The following is a 17,949-nucleotide window of genomic DNA, read 5'->3' as shown; positions in this document are numbered from 1 at the left end:
CCGTCACCGTGTGCTGCCACGCTGCGTCTACAGGGGATCGCATGCACCATCGCCACGAAGGGCCGCCCGACGTTCCGTCCGGCGACGCCTATGCCCGCCAGTTGCGCGACGGCTTCGCCACGCTGCGTTTCGACCCGCCGCTGGAATTGGCCTATCGCCGCCATACCGCCGCGACCATGGGCTTCGCGCAGCGCGTGGCGGCCTCGCTGGGGGTATTGATCGCGTTGCTGCTGCTGGCATGGGACGCGCTGCATTTTGGCTGGCTGGGCGGCGCCGACCTGGCCGGTTACGCGGTGGCGGTGCGCGCGGCGACCTTGCTGGCGCTGCTGTGGGCGGCGGTGTCGATCCATCGCGCGTCCTCGCACGGGCCGGGCCGGGCCGCGGTGCTGCTGCTGGTCGGCGGCACCGGGCTGGTGCTGTCCAGCATCGGCTACCCACCGCAGGAACTGCGCTACGCCGCGGCGGTGATGACGCTGGTGATCGTCGCCGGGTTCTTCCCGCTGGGTCTGGCGCTGTGGCAGAGCGTGGCGGTGGCGCTGGCGTTGTGCGCGATCAGCGCCGCGGCCGCGCATCTGCTGCTGGACGGCGCGGCGCAGGACGCCTACCTGCGGTTGCAATGGCTGCTGTGGGTCGCGGTGCCGATCGGCGCGGTCGGCGGCTACCTGCGCGAGCATTCTCGGCGCGAAGGCTTCCTGCAGCGCCGGGTCCGCGACGACGAGGCCCTGCGTGACGCGCTCACCGGCCTGGGCGATCGCCGCCGCTTCGACGAGCACCTGGCGGTGGCGCTGGCCGAAACCCGGCGCCTGCAGCACGGGCTGGCGTTGATCCTGGTCGAACTGGACGGGTTCGCCGCCTTCGTGCAGCGCTATGGCCCGCGCGAGGCCGACCGCGCGGTGGTGGGCGTGGCCGAGGTACTGCAATGCCTGCTGCGGCCGATGGATGTGACCATGCGCATCGACGCCGATCGCTTCGCGCTGGTGCTGTACGACGCCAGCGGCGCGCACCTGCGGCAGGTGGCGCCGGCGCTGCGCGACATGGTCGAACTGCTGGCGATCGAACATGCCGACATGGCGTCCGAACAGCTCAGCGTCAGCGTCGGCGCGCTGCTCGCCGCACCGACCGACACCGCCGCCACGCTGCTGGAACGCGCCGAAACGCTGCTGCAGCGCGCGCGCGTCGGCGGCGGCAACCAGGTGGTGCTGGCCGAGGAGACCGGCTGGTAGCGCGGCCGGTATCGACGCGGGCTTGGCTTTCCTTGAGTGCTATTGCACATTGTAGGAGCGACTTCAGTCGCGACGGGCGCTACTGGTAGTGCCTGTCGCGGCTGAAGCCGCTCCTACAAAAAGCGGTTCCAGTTCGACAGAAGATGCTGAGGCGTGCGATCCGGATGAAGTCGCTGCTACGGCCTGCTGGCAAGCGATCGAAAAACACGCTCCCGGCTGCCCCGCAGCGCCAGCCTCAGAACGTCCCGCGCTGCACGAACGGCGCCTGCTGGTACAGGCGGCGCTCGCCGCCGCGCGGGTCGTGCGCCAGGCGGCTGTCGGCGTCGAACAGCATGGTCTCGCGCTGGGCGAGCGAATACCGTTCCCATCGCGGCAACGCGGCATGGTTGGGATCGCCGTGGCGGGCGAAGGCGAGCAGCGCTTGGCTCATCGCATCGGCCACGCGCTGCGCGTCGGCGCCGTCGCCGGTGCGCGAGCCGGGCTGGCGGATGTTGTCGAACAGCAGCGGGATGTCCAGGCCGTGGAACGCGCCGAACTTGCCGCCGTCCAGCGGCGAGCCCCAGTCCAGCTGGTAGGCCCAGGTCGGTGCGTCCTGCCGCGCGCGCGCCTCGGCCTCTTCGATCGCGCCGCGCCACGAGCGTCCGGCGGTGGTGGCGGCGAAGAACACCTCGCTCGGCGTGTACTGCGGATACAGCCGGCGGTACTCGGCGATCACCACCTGCGGCAGCAGGTCCACGTACTGCTCCTGTTCCAGTTTCGCCGGCAGCGTGTCCCAGGTCAGCGCGAAGTTGGCCGGATCGTTGCCGAGGAAGGCGCGGGTCTCGTCGTGGGTGTTGCCGATCACCATCGGGATCTGCGCCGACTGCGGCGGCGCGTCGGGCCAGAACGGGTGCCGTTGCAGCACCTGCGCGTCCAGCACCGGCCCCAGGTACAGGCCGGTGTTCTCCACCCGCGACGGGTCGCGGGTGCGGGTGGCCTCGAGCAGGCGCTGTAGCGGCAGCGTGCGCAGCGCCGTCAGTTGCGTGGCGTCGAGTTGCAAGGCCTGCAGCAGCAATTGCGCGCGCTGCGTGGCTGCGCGTGGGCCGGCGGCGGTGACCTGCTGGCCGCTCATCGTCCAGGCGCGATGGAACAGGCCTTTTGCAGTCGGCATCGCCATCAGCGTGGCGATTTTGGCGCCGCCGCCGGACTGGCCGAACACGGTGACGTTGCCGGCATCGCCGCCGAATTCGGCCGCGTGCTGGCGCACCCATTGCAGCGCCTGCACCAGGTCGAGCTGGCCGACGTTGCCGGATGCGGCGAAGTCGGCACCGCCGAGCTGCGCCAGGTACAGATAGCCGAACGCGTTGAGGCGGTGGTTGACGCTGATCACCACCACGTCGCCGCGCCGGCACAGGCGCACGCCGTCGTACTGCGGGTCGCTGCCGGAGCCGTTGTTGTAGGCGCCGCCGTGGATGTAGAACAGGATCGGGCGCTTTGCGCCGTCGCGCAGGCCGGGCGTCCACACGTTGAGGAACAGGCAGTCCTCGCTGACCGGGTCGAGCTTGAGCTGCGGCGCCGAGGCGGCGTAGCCGCTGCAGTCGCGCACGCCGCGCCAGGGCTGCTCCGGCAGCGCCGGCTGGAAGCGGCGCGGCGCGGTGTCGGCGCCGTAGGGAATGCCCTTGAACACCTGCACGCCCTGGTCGCGATAGCCGCGGATGCGCCCGCTGCGGGTGCGCGCCAGCGGCGCTTGCGGGTCGGCGGGTGCGGGTGCGGGTGCGGCGTCGGCGCGACCGCCCGGCAGGGCGCCGCTCAGCGCCAGTGCGCCGAGCGCGCCGCCGTGCAGGAAACGGCGGCGGCCGTGGTCGTCGGGTGCCGTGGACACGGCGGCGGCAAGGTCGGCAGGCGGTGTGGCGGCGGGTGTGGTGGTCATGCGTGGCGGAGTCCGTGGGCAGGCGCCGCCGGCCCCGGGCGAAGGTCCGGGCCGGCAGCGGAAAGGGTCGGGTGGATGCGGCGCGGCGCTATGCCAAGCGCCGCTCGGGGCGGTGCGATGCAGGCGGCGTGCGGCGCTCGGTCATGACGGTCTGGTGCATGGCAATGCGGCAGCGCCTGCTACTGCTTCGGCGCGGCAGGCGGGATCGGCGCCAGCGCGGTCGCATCGCCCTGCACGCTACGCATCCAATCCAGCGCCAGCGTCGGCCAGGCCGCCAGCGGCAGGCCGGCGATGCCACGGGTGCCGAACCCGTGGCCGCCATGCGCGAACAGATGCAGTTCCGCCGGCACCCCGGCCTGGCGCAGCGCCTGGTAGAACAGCAGGCTGTTCTCCACCGGCACCACCCGATCGTCCTGCGCGTGCACCAGAAAGGTCGGCGGCATCGCCGGAATCACGCGGTTCTGCAGCGAATACGCGGTCATCGTGGCCGCATCGGCATGCTTGCCCAGCAGCCGCAGGCGCGAGCCGGTATGCGCTGCGGTGCCGCTGCCCATGTCGATGACCGGGTACAGCAGCAGCAGGAAGTCCGGCCGCGCGCTGAGCCGGTCGATTGCATCGCGCGCCGGATAGACGCGCTCGGCGTAGCGGGTGCCGAGGCTGGCGGCGACATGGCCGCCGGCGGAGAAGCCAATCGCGCCGACCCGCTGCGGGTCCACGCCGTAGTCGGCGGCACGCGCGCGGATCAGGCGCAGCGCGCGCTGCGCGTCGGCCAACGGCAGGTCGCGTTGCGCCGCCGCGGCGGCGCCGGCGGCCTCCGCATCGGGCAGCCGGTAACGCAGCACGAACAGGGTGATGCCGGCCTGTTCGGCGAAGATCGGCAGCAACGCCGTGCCTTCCTTGTCCAGCACGATGCGCGCGTAGCCGCCGCCGGGGGCGACCAGCAACGCACTGCCGTTCGGCGTCTTCGGCCGGTACACCACCAGGTAGGGCTGGTAGCGGCCGCTGATGGCGCGGTCGGGCAGCGCCGGATCGTCGCTGCGGTCGACGATGCGCGCCTGCTCCGGACCGGGCGCGGAACCCGGGGCCGGGCCCGGCCACAGCGGGATGCGCGCCGCCTGCTCGGCGGCGGTCTCGCTGCCGGGATGCTCCGCGGCCGCGGCCGCGGCAGGGCCGGCGCCGGCCAAGCCGACGACCAGCGCCAGCAGCGCTCCACGTGCCGCCGGCCGCTGCGCGCGCACCGCGCGCGGCAGCGCCGCCACGACGCCGGTGCGCGACAGCCCTCGTGGAGCCGCTGCGGCTGTGCCCGGCTCCGGCCTGCCGATCTCTTTCTGGATTCGCCTCATCGCCATGTTCCCTCGCAAACGTACGCGCTCGATCGGCCGCATCGGCAACGCCATGCGGCAAGCGCCAGCAAGTATCCGCGGCACGGGTTAAAGAGGTGGCAGCCTGCGCCGCCCGCCGCCCGCCGCCCGCCGCCCGCCGCCCGCCGCCCGCCGCCCGGAGTCCGGAGTCCGGAGTCCCGAGCCCCGAGCCCCGAGCCCCGAGTCCCGAGTCCCGAGTCCCGGCCTTTTTGCCGCACCGCACATTGCCAATGACACCGGTTTACCATATACAACTGCGCAACGCGTTGTCGATGAGCGGCGCAGCAATTTTTCCCGATCCCCAACCTTTTGCGGAGATGCCCTTGAGCACTCATTCCGGCCCTTCGGATACGCCAGCGTCCGCGTTGGCCGACATCGCGGCCCGCTTCGTCCAGGCCCGCCAGCAAGGCCGTTCGCTGCCCGATTTCCCCGGCACCATCCCCGACGACCTGGAAACCGCCTACCGCGTGCAGGACCTGGCGATCGCGCAATGGCCGGACCAGGTGGTCGGCTGGAAGGTCGGCTACATCGGCGCCGAGCGCCGCGACCACTCCGGCGACGAGCGCTTGCTCGGCCCGATCTTCGCCCGCAATCTGTGGAATGCCACCGGTGGAACAACGGACATCCCGGTGTTCGCCGGCGGCTTCGGCGCGGTCGAGGCCGAGTATGTGATGCGCCTGGATGCGGACGTGCCGGCCGACCAGTTGCACTGGACCCCGGAGCAGGCCGCGCAGGTCCCGTCCACGCTGTTCATCGGCGTGGAAGTGGCCAGCAGCCCGCTGGCCACGATCAACCAGCTAGGGCCGCGGGTGGTGATCTCCGACTTCGGCAACAACAACGGCCTGATCCTGGGGCCGCAGGTCGCCGACTGGGCCACGCTGGACGAGGCCGCGCTGCTGGCGGAAACCCTGATCGAGGGCCAGCGCGTCGGCAGCGGTGGTGCCACCCTGCTGCCGGGCGGGCTGCGCGCGGCGTTCGCGTTCGCGCTGGCGCGTTCGGCACGCCGCGGCCGGCCGCTCAAGCGCGGCGAGCTGATCGCCACCGGCAACGCCACCGGCATCCACGACATCGCCATCGGCCAGCACGCGACGATCCGTTTCGACGGCTATGGCGAACTTCATTGCAGGGCCGTCGCGGCGTAAGCCGCGGCAGCCGACGACGCGCGGGAGGGCGCAGCATGATCACTCGTAGAGGTTTCCTCGGCGCAGGGCTGGCCGCGGCCGCTGCCGCCCCGCTGGGCACGCTGGCCCAGGCCGGCGGCGGCAGCCGGTTGCTGACCGCCACCGACGTGCACGTGGCCGACTATCCCACCGTGGAGGCGGTGCGCTGGTTCGGGCAGACTCTGGAGCAGCAGACCGGCGGCCGGCTGAAACTGCGCCAGTACCATTCCGGCCAGCTCGGCCGCGAAGCGGAAGCGATCGACATGGCGCGCTTCGGCGCCATCGACATCACCCGGGTCTATTCCGGCGCGCTCAACAACACCTTCCCGCTGACCCAGGCGCTGTGCCTGCCGTACGTGTTCGACTCGGTGCCGCACCTGCGCCGCGCGATCGACGGCCATGTCGGCGACAGCATCCTGGCCAGTTTCGAGCAGCGCGACCTGGTCGGCCTGGCCATCTACGATTGCGGCGCGCGCTGCTTCTACAACACCAAGCACCCGCTGCATCGTCCGGAAGATCTGCACGGGCTGAAGCTGCGCGTGGCCTCGTCGGACATCTTCCTCAAGCTGATGCGCATGCTCGGCGCCAATCCGACGCCGATGTCGCTGGGCGAAACCTTCTCGGCGATGGAGACGCACATGATCGACGGCGCCGAGAACAACATGCGCAGCTTCCAGTCCAGCCGCCATTTCGAGGCCGCGCGCTACTGGTCGCAGAGCGAGCATTCCTACGCGCCGGACGTGCTGGTGATGTCGCGGCGCAGCTTCCAGGCGCTGGCGCCGGGCGACCGCGCGCTGGTGGTGGAGACCGCGCGGCAATCGGTGGCGGTGATGCGCAAGCTGTGGGATGCCTCCGAGTCGAAGGCGCGCCAGGAAGTGACCGACTACGGCGTGCTGGTCAACGAGGTGGACATGCCCGCCTTCCGCAAGGCCGCCGCACCGCTGCTGGCCGAGTACCGGCGGCAGCCGGAGATCGAAGCCCTGTACCGCCGCATCCGCGATTTCGCTTGAGGCCATGCCGATGACCGACCCCGCCATTGCCGTCCCGGTGGCGCCGCTGCAGCGGCTGCTGGACCGGATCTCCAACCTCGCCATCGGCATCGCCGCCGCCGCCCTGCTCGGGCTGGTGGTGGTGCAGGGCTGGCAGGTGTTCACCCGCTACGTGCTCAACAATTCGCCGAGCTGGACCGAGCCGGTGACGCTGCTGCTGCTGAGCACCGCGATGAGCATGGCGGCGGCGGCCGGCGTGCATACCCGGCGCCACTTCGGCTTCTTCCTGCTGGCCGAGAAGATGCACGCCCACGTGCGCCGGGTCATCGACCTGATCCGCCCGCTGATGATCGTCGCCATCGGCGCGGTCATCGCCTGGTGGGGCGGCGTGCTGCTGCTGGACGGGCTGGACATCAAGATGGCCGGCGCCGCGCTGCCGCAGAGCATCAACTACCTGCCGCTGTCGATCGGCGGCGCGCTGATGAGCGTGTTCGCGTTGTACCAGGCGTGGCAGGTGCTGCGCCCGGCCACCGCTGAAGGAGTGAACTGATCCATGGCCATTGCAATCCTGCTCGGGCTGTTCGTGCTGCTGCTGCTGATCGGCGTGCCGGTGGCCTATGCGCTGGGCGCCGCGGCGCTGGCGACGATCCTGTACCTGGACCTGCCGGCGATCGTGTTGGTGCAGCAGATCTCCGCCGGCAGCGGCTCGGCATCGTTGATCGCCATTCCGTTGTTCATCTTCGCCGGCGAACTGATGCTGCGCGGCGGCATCTCCGAACGCCTGATCGCCCTGGCCTCGTCGTTGGTGGGGCGCATGCGCGGCGGCCTGGGCCAGGTCAGCGTGCTGTCCTCGCTGTTCTTCGGCGGTGTGTCCGGCTCGGCCATCGCCGACGTGTCGGCGGTCGGCGGCACCATGATTCCGCAGATGATCAAGCGCGGCTACGACCGCGACTACGCGGTCAACGTGAGCATGACCGCGGCGCTGGTCGCGCTGCTGGTGCCGCCGTCGCACAACCTGATCCTGTTCTCGGCCGCAGCCGGCGGTGGGCTGTCGATCGCCGACCTGTTCGCGGCCGGCATCTTCCCGGCGCTGCTGATGACCGTGGCGATGATGATCACCGGCTATGCGGTGGCGCGCCATCGCGGCTACGGCACCGAACCGTTCCCGGGCTGGCGCGCGGTGGCGTTGCGCCTGATCGGCGCGCTGCCGGGGCTGGGCCTGGTCGCGCTGATCTTCGTCGGCATCCGCGCCGGCATCTTCACCGCGGTGGAGAGCGCGGCGATCGCGGTGGTGTATGCGTTGCTGGTCACCGCACTGCTGTATCGGCAACTGCGCTGGGCCGAGTTCTTCGCCGCGGTCACGCATGCCTCGCGCACCACCGGCGTGATCCTGTTCGTGATCGCCACCGCGGCGGTGTTCGGCTGGCTGCTGGCCTACCTGCAGGTGCCGGCGGCGGCGGTGAAGCTGCTGCAATCGGTCGCCGACGGCAAGAACACCGTGTTGCTGATGATCGTGATCATGCTGCTGTTGCTGGGCATGTTCATGGACCTGGCGCCGAAGATCCTGATCTGCACGCCGATCTTCCTGCCGGTGGTGAAGGCCTACGGCATCGACCCGATCCACTTCGGGCTGGTGATGGTGCTGGCCGGCGGCATCGGCCTGATCACCCCGCCGATCGGCTCGGTGCTGTTCATCGGCACCTCGATCGGACAGATCACCGTGGCCCAGAGCATGCGCACGATCTGGCCGTTCTGGCTGGCGGCGCTGTGCGTGCTGCTGATCGTGGCGTTCTTCCCGGAACTGTCGCTGTGGTTGCCGCGCGCGCTGCGCGCCTGATCCTTCGTGGCGCGGCCGTCATCGCCGGCCGCGTCCCCATACGCGCCGGCGGCGCGAACCCAGGAGTGGAATCCATGACTTCGCCTACCACCTCGTCCTCCCTGCGCTGGCTGCTGCTGGCCGGCCTGCTCGCCGCTAGCACGCTGGCCGCGGCGGCCGACTGGAAACGCGGCATCGAGCACCAGCGCATCGCCGACCAGGGCGACGGCACCTTCCTCAACCCGGTGCTGGCCGGCGACCATCCCGATCCGTCGGTGCTCAAGGACGGCGACGACTACTACCTCACCCTGTCCTCGTTCGACGCCTACCCCGGCCTGCCGATCTGGCACTCGCGCGATCTGGTCAACTGGCAGCCGCTGGGCCACGCCATCACCGAGAACGTCGGCGCGATCTGGGCGCCGGACCTGATCAAGCACGGCGGGCGCTACTACATCTACTTCCCGGCGCGGCGTGGCGAGCAGGGCCAGCGCAGCAACTTCGTGGTCTGGGCCGACGACATCAAGGGCCCGTGGAGCGCGCCGATCGACATCGGCCTGGGCAAGTACATCGACCCCGGCCACGCGGTCGGCGAAGACGGCAAGCGCTACCTGTTCCTGAGCGGCGGCGACTACGTGCAGCTGTCCGACGATGGCCTGAAGGTGGTCGGTACGCCCAAGCACGTCTACGACGGCTGGAAGTACCCGGAAAGCTGGGACGTGGAGGCCTATGCGCAGGAAGGGCCGAAGATCACCCGCCACAACGGCTGGTACTACATGACCACCGCGGTCGGCGGCACCGCCGGGCCGCCGACCGGGCACATGGTGATCACCGCGCGCTCGCGTTCGATCCATGGGCCTTGGCAGAACGCGCCGAACAACCCGATCACCCGCACCAAGAGCGCGGCCGAGCCGTGGTGGTCGCGCGGCCACGCGACCCTGGTCGAAGGCACCGACGACCGCTGGTGGATGCTCTACCACGGCTACGAGAACGGCTACTGGACGCTGGGCCGGCAGGCGCTGCTGGACCCGATCGAGTGGACCGCCGACGGCTGGTTCGTGGCCAAGGGCGGCGATCTCGGCACGCCGCTGAAAAAGCCCAGCGGGCAGGCGCTGCCGCACGGCTTGGCGCTGTCGGACGCGTTCCGCGGCGGTCGACTCGGCCCGCAGTGGTCGTTCTTCAACCCGGGCCGCGACGAGTACCAGCGGCTGTCGTTTGGCGACGGCACGCTGAGCGTGCAGGGCAAGGGTCGTGCGCCGCGCGACAGTTCGCCGCTGACCGTGATCGCCCCCGACACCGCCTACCAGTTCGAAGTGGAGATGGAGATCGAGCCCGGCGCGCAGGGCGGCGCGCTGCTGTTCTACAGCGAGCGCCTGTACGCCGGGGTCGGCAGCAACGGCGAGGCCTTCGTCATGCACCGCTACGGCGAGGAGCGCCCGGCGCAGCTGGCGCCCAGCGCCAAGGGCGGTCGGCTGTGGTTGCGGGTGCGCAACGACCGCCACATCGTCACCATCCACAGCAGCCGCGACGGCAAGACGTGGACCAAGTACCCGGTGCAGATGGAAGTGTCCGGCTACCACCACAACGTCGCCGGCAAGTTCCTGGCGCTGAAGCCGGCGCTGTATGCGGCCGGAAATGGAAAGGTGCATTTCCGTCAATTCCGCTACCGCGCGCTGGACTGAACATGACTACCGGTAGAATCCGTCCTCTTCCGTCCGGTTTTCCGTCCATGGCGCCGAGCAAACCCACTTCCGCCGATGTCCACGCCTCCGTCCACGGCAAGGCGGCGACGATCAACGACATCGCGCGCCTGTCCGGGGTGTCGAAGAAGACGGTGTCGCGGATCATCAACAACTCGCCGCTGGTGCGCAAGGACACGCGCGAGAAGGTCGAGGCGCTGATGCGCGAGGTCGGCTACGCGCCGGATCCGCTGGCGCGCGGACTGGCGTTCCGGCGTTCGTTCCTGATCGGCATGGTCTACGACAACCCCACCGCGCAGTACATCGTGGACATGCAGTACGGCGCGCTGGACGCGCTGCGCGGTTCCAGCTTCGAACTGGTGGTGCATCCGTGCGACAGCCGCAGCCCCGGCTACATCGAGGGCGTGCGCCGCTTCGTGCAGCAGCAGAAATTGCACGGCGTGATCCTGGTGCCGCGCGCCTCCGAGGACCAGGCGCTGGCCGACATGCTCGCCGGCATCGGCGTGCGCTACACCCGCATCGCCTCGCTGCCGCTGGACGCCACCTCGCAGATGGTGGTCACCCACGACCGCGACGGCGCCGCCGAGGCCGCCGACTACCTGCTGTCGCTGGGCCACCGCGAGATCGCACTGATCACCGGTCCCAGCGCCTACCGCTCGGCGCACGAGCGCACCGCCGGCTTCATCGACGCGCTGACCCGGCGCGGCATCGAACTGCCGCCGGAGCGCATCGTCGAGGCCGGCTACACCTTCGAATCCGGCGTGGCCGCGGCCGAGAAACTGCTGCTCGGCAAGCAGCGCCCGAGCGCGATCTTCACCGGCAACGACGAGATGGCCGCCGGCGTGTACAAGGTCGCGCTGCGCGCCAGCATCAACATCCCGCGCCAGCTGTCGATCATCGGCTACGACGACAGCCCGCTGGCCTCGCGCCTATGGCCGTCGCTGACCTCGGTGCGTCGGCACACCCGCGACACCGGCCGCACCGCCGCGGCGATGCTGATCCAGCCCGAAGGCACCCCGGCGCTGGCCGTGGCCAGCGTGCGCCCGCACCTGATCGTGCGCGACTCCTGCCAGCCGCCGGAAGATTGATGAAGCCGCTGAGCCCCTCTCCCTCCGGGAGAGGGGTTGGGGTGAGGGTACGGCGCGCAGCGTCTCGCTGGGTTTGGGTGCACGAGGCTGCGCCCGTACCCTCATCCGCCCCTGCGGGGCACCTTCTCCCGCTGGGAGAAGGGAGCAGCCGTAGCCCCTCTCCCGTCGGGAGAGGGGTTGGGGTGAGGGTACGGCGCGAAGCGTCCCGCTGAGTTTGGGTGCACGAGACTGCGCCCGTACCCTCATCCGCCCCTTCGGGGCACCTTCTCCCGCTGGGAGAAGGGAGCAGCCGTAGCCCCTCTCCCGTCGGGAGAGGGGTGGGGTGAGGGTCCGGCGCGAAGCGTCTCGCGGAGTTTGGGTGCATGAGGCTGCGCCCGTACCCTCATCCGCCCCTGCGGGGCACCTTCTCCCGCTGGGAGAAGGGAGCAGCCGTAGCCCCTCTCCCGTCGGGAGAGGGGTTGGGGTGAGGGTCCGGCGCGAAGCGTCTCGCGGAGTTTGGGTGCATGAGGCTGCGCCCGTACCCTCATCCGCCCCTGCGGGGCACCTTCTCCCGGTGGGAGAAGGGAGCACCCCATTTCGTGCACTGCGCAATGACACCGGTTTACCAGAGCGGCTAGAATGCCCTTCTGCGGGCCGTCGCCTGGCCCCTGCTTGCCCCGGAGATCCCCATGTCCCTGTACTGCAAGACCCACTACGCCACCCATCCCGACGCCATCAAGGGCGCCAGCAACGACCAACTGCGCGAGCTGTACCTGCTCGATGGCCTGTTCGTCGACGACGCGGTCACCCTGAAGTACACCCACTACGAGCGCTTCGTGCTCGGCGGTGCGGCGCCGGTGAGCAAGGCCGTGCAACTGCCGAAGCAGACCGAGCCGGCCTCCGCCGCCGGCCATCCGTTCCTGGAGCGCCGCGAGCTGGGCGTGATCAACGTCGGCGCCGGCAGCGGCACGGTCACCGTGGACGGCACCGCCTACACGCTGGGACCAAAGGACGGCCTGTACGTGGCGATGGGCAGCGAGGAGGTGGTGTTCGCCTCCGACGATGCGGCCAACCCGGCCCGCTTTTACCTGGCCTCGACCCCGGCGCATGCGCGTTTCCAGACCAAGCAACTGTCGATCAAGGACGCGGTGGCGCTGGACCGCGGCGCGCTGGAGACCAGCAACGAGCGCACCATCTACCAGTTCATCGTGCCGGCCACCTGCCAGTCCTCGCAGCTGCTGCTGGGCCTGACCGTGCTCAAGCCCGGCAGCGTCTGGAACACCATGCCGCCGCACCTGCACGACCGCCGCAGCGAGGTCTATTTCTACTTCGACCTCGGCGCCAACGATCGCGTCTACCACTTCATGGGCGAGCCGGACGCGCAGCGCCACATCGTGATCCAGAACGACGAAGCCGTGGTATCGCCGCCGTGGTCGATCCACATGGGCGCCGGCACCAGCAACTACGCCTTCATCTGGGCGATGGGCGGCGAGAACCTGGACTACACCGACATGCACGTGCTGGACATCTGCCAGCTCAAGTAGGCCGTCGTGCGCGCCATGCGCGCCGCCGCCGCGTTTTCGACCGCATCCGCATCACTCATAGGAAGCATCCGCAATGACGAACCCGTTCAGTCTCGAAGGCAAGGTCGCACTGGTCACCGGCGCCAACACCGGCCTCGGCCAGGGCATCGCGCTGGCGCTGGCGCAGGCCGGCGCCGACATCGCCGCCGCCGGCATCCAGGCGCCCACCGAGACCGAGGAAAAGGTCAAGGCGCTGGGCCGCCGCTTCGTCGCCATCGAGGCCAACCTGATCAGCATCGAGCCGGTGCAGCGCGTGCTCGACGAGACCCTCGCCGGGCTCGGCGGCCTCGACATCCTGGTCAACAACGCCGGCCTGATCCGCCGCGCCGACGCGGTGGATTTCAGCGAGCAGGACTGGGACGACGTGATGAACGTCAACATCAAGTCCGCGTTCTTCATGTCGCAGGCGGCCGGCCGCCACTTCATCGCCCAGGGCAGCGGCAAGATCATCAACATCGCCTCGATGCTGTCGTTCCAGGGCGGCATCCGCGTGCCCTCGTACACCGCCAGCAAGTCCGGCATCGCCGGCATCACCCGCCTGCTGGCCAACGAGTGGGGCGCCAAGGGCCTGAACATCAACGCCATCGCGCCGGGCTACATGGCCACCGACAACACCGCGCAGCTGCGCGCCGACGCGGCGCGCAACCAGTCGATCCTGGAGCGCATCCCGGCCGGTCGCTGGGGCGTGCCGGAAGACCTCGGCGGCACCGCGGTGTTCCTGGCCAGCAGCGCCTCGGACTACGTCAACGGCACCATCATCCCGGTCGATGGCGGCTGGCTGGCGCGCTGAGCCAAGCACGCAGCGTGCGCTGCTCCCTTCTCCCCCCCGGGAGAAGGTGCCCGCAGGGCGGATGAGGGTTGGCCCGCACGCACACCATCCAGATGCAGACGGCGGTCGGCGCCACATCAATCACACGCACCATCTTCCCCCGCAATCGGAGACACCATGAAAATCGCACTGATGAATGAATTCAGCCAGGCCGGCAAGAACCCGGTGATCCTGCAGCAGCTCACCGACGTGGCGAGCGCGCAGGGCCACAGCGTGTTCAACGTCGGCATGGACGGCGACGACGATCATCGCCTGACCTACATCCACCTGGGCATCGTCGCCAGCCTGCTGCTCAACTCCAAGGCGGTCGACTTCGTCGTCGCCGGCTGCGGCACCGGCCAGGGCGCGATGATGTCGCTCAACGCCTACCCGGGCGTGTTCTGCGGCTACTGCATCGAGCCGACCGACGCCTACCTGTTCGCCCAGGTCAACAACGGCAACGCGCTGGCGCTGGCCTTCGCCAAGGGCTACGGCTGGGGCGCGGAAATCAACGTGCGCTACATCTTCGAGAAGGCCTTCAGCGGCGAGCGCGGCATGGGCTACCCGGCCGAGCGCCGCGAGTCGCAGCAGGCCAATGCCGGCATCCTCGCCCAGGTCAAGCAGGCCACCGCCAAGTCCTACCTGGACGGCCTGCGCGCGATCGATCCGGAACTGGTCAAGCAGGCGGTCGGCGGCGAGCGCTTCCAGCAGTGCTTCTTCGACAACGCGCAGGATGCCGAGATCCGCGCCTTCGTCGCCGGCGTGCTGGGCAAGCCGGAAGCCGCCGCGGCCTGACCGCACAGCGCCACGCTCGAACCCCTCTCCCGCGGAGAGGGGTTGGGGTGAGGGCCGAACACGATCGACCAAGCGGCACCACGCTTCCCATCGGCTTGGCGTGCTTCCCGCCGACAGGCGCAGGATGCCAAGCGCATACACAGCGCAGCGGAGTCCACCATGCGTCTGCTCTTTTCTGCATTGCTGTCGCTCTGCGCCGGGATCGCCTGCGCCGAGCCGCAGCGCGTGTTCATCGCCGGCGATTCCACCGCGGCCGAATACGGCCCCGAACGCGCGCCGCAGGCCGGCTGGGGCCAGGCCTTGCAGAGCTATCTGGATCCGACCGCCTGGCAGGTGCGCAACCACGCCAAGGGCGGGCGCAGCGCGCGCAGCTTCATCGCCGAAGGCCGCCTCGACGCCATCGCCAAGGACCTGCGCCGCGGCGACGTGCTGCTGATCCAGTTCGGCCACAACGATGCCAAGGTCGAAGACCCTACGCGTTACGACGACCCGGACACCGCTTACCCGCAGTATCTGATGCGCTACGTGCAACTGGCCCGCGACAAGCGCGCCACGCCGGTGTTGATCACCCCGGTCGCGCGGCTGCTGTACGACTTCGGTTCGCTGCTCGACACCCACGGGCTGTACACCCAGGCGGTGAAACAGCTGGCCACGCGCGAGCAGGTCGCGCTGATCGACCTCAACGCCAGTTCCACCCGCTGGATCCGCGCGCTGGGCGAGCAGGGCGCCAAGCCGTACTTCATGTTCGTGCCCGAGCAGAACAAGGCCGACGGCACCCACTTCAGCACCGCCGGCGCCACCGCCGTGGCCTGCCTGGTGCTGCGCGACTGGGTGGCGTCGACGCCCGAGCTGAAACCGGCCTTGAAGCGTGACATCGACTGCGACGTGAGTCAGCCCGCAGGGCAGGGCAGCGAGCCGGCCAAGCCCTCGCGCGTTGTCCACGAGCGCGATATCGGCATCAGTCAGCCCGGCCCGCACGGCGGCGCCGGGCCGACCACCGCGTATCCCTTCTTCGCCGACGACAAGGACCTGCCCTTCGTGCTGCGCAAGCGCGTGCTGCACAAGGGCGCGGGCATCGGCCTGCACCCGCAGCACAAGGACGAGATCTATTACATCGTCAGCGGGCAGGGCAGCTACGTGCTGGATGGCAAGCAGTACGACGTGGCGGCAGGCGATGCGCTGCTGACCCGGGTGGGCAGCCTGCATGCGCTGCAGCAGCGGGGGGAGCAGGATCTGGTGGTGCTGCTGGCGTATCCGCGGTGAAGCCCAGCCGGGCAGGGCCCGGCTCTACCAGCGCCAACCTTCAAAAGCCATTGATGCTTTTGAAGGATGGCGCACCAAACTTCAAAAGCGTAGAGTGCTTTTGAAGTTTAGGGCGGAGGGTTCCATGCGACGGGAAGACATAGCGGTCCCACTGCGCCAGTACCTGGTGCCGGTCGAAGGTCGCACGAACCTGGTGGCCATGACAGCCCCGCCAACGCCGCGCAGGCTGCCCGCTGGGCAGTCGGGCAACCGCGAACTGTTCGCTGGCGCCAACGCGGCGCTGGCCCGGCTGGAACAGGCAATGCGCCACTGGCCTGCCCCGGATCTGGTCACCCGTACCTTGGCGCGACGCGAAGCCGTGCAGAGCTCCCAGATAGAAGGGACCCAGACCGATCTGGACCAGTTGCTGGTGTATGAAGCTACCCTTGGCCTCGACGGCCTGCCCGCCGACGTGGTGGTCACCGAGCGTTACGTACAGGCGCTGCAGGACGGCCTTGAAGCGGTCAAGGAGCGGGGTAGGTCCGCCATCGACCTTGCGCTGGTCAATCACCTGCACGCAGTGCTGATGCAGGACACGCCCGAGCATTTCCCAAAGGGCAGCTATCGTCAGGAACAGGCCGTCATCGGCCCGTTGGGAGGACGCCTTGAAGACGCACGCTTCGTTCCTTCGCCGCCGGACCGGATCGGCGAGGCGATGCAGGAACTGGAACGGCAGATGCTGCAGTACCAGGCGGCGGAAGACGAACAGTTCGAACTGAACATCCTTGCCCAGCTCGCCATCGCGCACGCCCAGTTCGAAACCATCCATCCATACAAGGATGGCAATGGACGCACCGGTCGGCTGCTGATGCCGCTGATACTGGCGGCAGAAGGATATCCACCGCTGTACCTGTCCGGCGCATTGCTCCGAAGCAAGGACACCTACTACGAAGCGCTCAACCAGGTGCAGATCAAAGGCAACTGGGTACCGTGGATGGATATGGTCTCCAAGGCCGTGGTGGAGTCGGCGAACGATGCGATCGCCATCGCCGAGGACATGCAGCAGCTTGTAGCAGAGTGGTCGGTGAAGGTAAGCCGCTATCGCGGCGATTCTGTCGCGCGTCGACTTCCCGCGCTGCTGGTCGGCCATCCGGTGGTCACGGCGTCACAGGTTGCTTCGCTGCTGGATGTGTCTGACCGGTCAGCGCTTACCGGCATCTATGCGCTCGAGGAGGCCGGAATCCTGTCGAAGGGCAACGAGAAGAAGTGGGGCAGGACGTACCACGCCCACGCCGTCCTCAAGCGACTCAACCAGCCACCAGCGCGCGTGGCTACGCGGCCGCGTTGAAAGCAGCCGGGCAGAGCCCGGCTCTACGGTTAAACGTCGCCGCCTTCCGCCCAGCCTTCGCCGGTGCCCTTCTGGTACACGCGGTCGCCTTCCTGAACCTCGCCGGCCGGCAGGTGCTCCTGGGTTTCCAGCGCCACATAGATCGGAGTGAAGTCCGGCGCAGTCGCCTGCATCAGCTGCTCGAAGCTGTCGATGACGAAGTAGGTCTTCTGGAAGGTGTCGATGCGGTAGCGGGTGCGCATGATCCGCGCCAGGTCGAAGCCGATGCGGTTGGGCGCGGCCGATTCCAGCGCGTACAGCGATTCGCCCTTGGACGAGACGATGCCGGCGCCGAAGATGCGCAGGCCGTCGGCGCTGGCGATCAGTCCGAATTCCACCGTGTACCAGTACAGGCGGGTGAGGTTCTGCAACGCGTCCGGGCCGATGCCGTGCGCCTTCACTCCGCCGCGGCCGTAGGCCTGCATGTAGTCGGCGAACAGCGGGTTCATCAACAGCGGCACGTGGCCGAACAGGTCGTGGAACAGGTCCGGCTCGGCGATGTAGTCGATCTGCTCGGGACGGCGGATCCACCAGGTCACCGGGAAGCGGCGATTGGCCAGGTGATCGAAGAAATCCAGTTCCGGCAGCAGGCCTTCGACTCCGACCAGGGTCCAGCCGGTGGCCGCGCCCAGCACCTCGTTGAGCTGCTCGAAGCGCGGGATCGCCTGCGGGTTCATACCCATCGCGTCCTGCGCCTGCAGGAACTCGTCGCAGGCGCGGCCGACCAGCAGTTCGCGCTGGCGCTGGTACAGCGTGCCCCAGGTGGCGTGGTCGTCGGCGCTGTAGCTGTCCCATGGCTGCGCGACCACGGCCGTGGTGTAGACCGGCACGTAGCCCTTGTCGGTCTGCTGGTGTTCGACGCGGCGCGGTGCGGTTTCCATGGGCGGTAGCTCCGGAAGAGTGCCTGTGATG

Annotated in this window: 15 protein-coding genes; 12 read left to right on the top strand and 3 right to left on the bottom strand. The window is 69.3% G+C overall.

Annotated elements, in window-relative coordinates; genetic code table 11:
• Positions 1 to 41 precede the first annotated feature (41 nt).
• Positions 42 to 1,223, top strand: a complete 1,182-nt coding sequence (locus tag NUG20_RS21680; protein WP_263396416.1) for a GGDEF domain-containing protein — start codon at positions 42 to 44, stop codon at positions 1,221 to 1,223.
• 235 nt (positions 1,224 to 1,458) lie between these two features.
• Here NUG20_RS21680 and NUG20_RS21675 read toward each other — a convergent pair whose 3' ends face one another.
• Together NUG20_RS21675 and NUG20_RS21670 are read right to left on the bottom strand one after the other, a co-directional pair.
• On the bottom strand, positions 1,459 to 3,132 hold the full coding sequence (locus NUG20_RS21675; protein WP_263396415.1) for a carboxylesterase/lipase family protein: 1,674 nt from the start codon (positions 3,130 to 3,132) through the stop codon (positions 1,459 to 1,461).
• Between the two features lie 179 nt (positions 3,133 to 3,311).
• Complete coding sequence (locus NUG20_RS21670) at positions 3,312 to 4,475, bottom strand: alpha/beta hydrolase (RefSeq protein ID WP_263396414.1); 1,164 nt, start codon at positions 4,473 to 4,475, stop codon at positions 3,312 to 3,314.
• A gap of 335 nt (positions 4,476 to 4,810) precedes the next feature.
• On the opposite strand from NUG20_RS21670, the gene NUG20_RS21665 reads away from it, so the two are divergent.
• The 11 genes from NUG20_RS21665 to NUG20_RS21615 all read left to right on the top strand — a co-directional run bounded on the left by NUG20_RS21665 (position 4,811) and on the right by NUG20_RS21615 (position 16,998).
• A complete protein-coding gene (locus NUG20_RS21665; RefSeq protein WP_263396413.1) occupies positions 4,811 to 5,635 on the top strand; it encodes a 2-keto-4-pentenoate hydratase in 825 nt (274 codons plus the stop codon).
• Positions 5,636 to 5,670: 35 nt separating this feature from the next.
• Entirely contained in the window at positions 5,671 to 6,663 is a 993-nt protein-coding gene (locus NUG20_RS21660; RefSeq protein ID WP_263396412.1) for a TRAP transporter substrate-binding protein, read from the top strand.
• Between the two features lie 10 nt (positions 6,664 to 6,673).
• Entirely contained in the window at positions 6,674 to 7,192 is a 519-nt protein-coding gene (locus NUG20_RS21655; RefSeq protein ID WP_263396411.1) for a TRAP transporter small permease, read from the top strand.
• 3 nt (positions 7,193 to 7,195) lie between these two features.
• Positions 7,196 to 8,479, top strand: coding sequence for a TRAP transporter large permease (locus NUG20_RS21650; RefSeq protein WP_263396410.1), 1,284 nt, complete (start codon positions 7,196 to 7,198; stop codon positions 8,477 to 8,479).
• A gap of 74 nt (positions 8,480 to 8,553) precedes the next feature.
• Positions 8,554 to 10,137, top strand: a complete 1,584-nt coding sequence (locus tag NUG20_RS21645; RefSeq protein ID WP_263396409.1) for a family 43 glycosylhydrolase — start codon at positions 8,554 to 8,556, stop codon at positions 10,135 to 10,137.
• A gap of 47 nt (positions 10,138 to 10,184) precedes the next feature.
• Positions 10,185 to 11,243, top strand: a complete 1,059-nt coding sequence (locus NUG20_RS21640) for a LacI family DNA-binding transcriptional regulator (RefSeq protein ID WP_263396408.1) — start codon at positions 10,185 to 10,187, stop codon at positions 11,241 to 11,243.
• A 668-nt stretch (positions 11,244 to 11,911) separates the two neighbouring features.
• Positions 11,912 to 12,766 (top strand): 5-dehydro-4-deoxy-D-glucuronate isomerase, encoded by an 855-nt coding sequence (gene kduI, locus NUG20_RS21635; protein ID WP_263396407.1) that lies wholly within the window; start codon positions 11,912 to 11,914, stop codon positions 12,764 to 12,766.
• 73 nt (positions 12,767 to 12,839) lie between these two features.
• Complete coding sequence (gene kduD / locus NUG20_RS21630; protein ID WP_263396406.1) at positions 12,840 to 13,595, top strand: 2-dehydro-3-deoxy-D-gluconate 5-dehydrogenase KduD; 756 nt, start codon at positions 12,840 to 12,842, stop codon at positions 13,593 to 13,595.
• Positions 13,596 to 13,751: 156 nt separating this feature from the next.
• Positions 13,752 to 14,408: an RpiB/LacA/LacB family sugar-phosphate isomerase gene (locus tag NUG20_RS21625; protein WP_263396405.1), complete on the top strand. Its 657-nt coding sequence runs from the start codon at positions 13,752 to 13,754 to the stop codon at positions 14,406 to 14,408.
• Between the two features lie 135 nt (positions 14,409 to 14,543).
• Positions 14,544 to 15,671 carry a GDSL-type esterase/lipase family protein gene (locus NUG20_RS21620; protein ID WP_263398574.1) on the top strand — a complete coding sequence of 376 codons (1,128 nt, stop codon included), beginning with the start codon at positions 14,544 to 14,546 and terminating at the stop codon, positions 15,669 to 15,671.
• A gap of 124 nt (positions 15,672 to 15,795) precedes the next feature.
• Positions 15,796 to 16,998: a Fic family protein gene (locus NUG20_RS21615; protein ID WP_263396404.1), complete on the top strand. Its 1,203-nt coding sequence runs from the start codon at positions 15,796 to 15,798 to the stop codon at positions 16,996 to 16,998.
• Positions 16,999 to 17,027: 29 nt separating this feature from the next.
• On the opposite strand, the gene phhA is transcribed toward NUG20_RS21615, so the two are convergent.
• Positions 17,028 to 17,918: a phenylalanine 4-monooxygenase gene (phhA, locus tag NUG20_RS21610; protein WP_263396403.1), complete on the bottom strand. Its 891-nt coding sequence runs from the start codon at positions 17,916 to 17,918 to the stop codon at positions 17,028 to 17,030.
• Between the last annotated feature and the right edge of the window lie 31 nt (positions 17,919 to 17,949).

The organism is Xanthomonas sp. CFBP 8443 (assembly GCF_025666195.1).
GTDB lineage: Bacteria > Pseudomonadota > Gammaproteobacteria > Xanthomonadales > Xanthomonadaceae > Xanthomonas_A.
The sequence above is the reverse complement of the archived record's forward strand: the minus strand, read 5'-3'. Positions and strand labels throughout refer to the sequence as shown.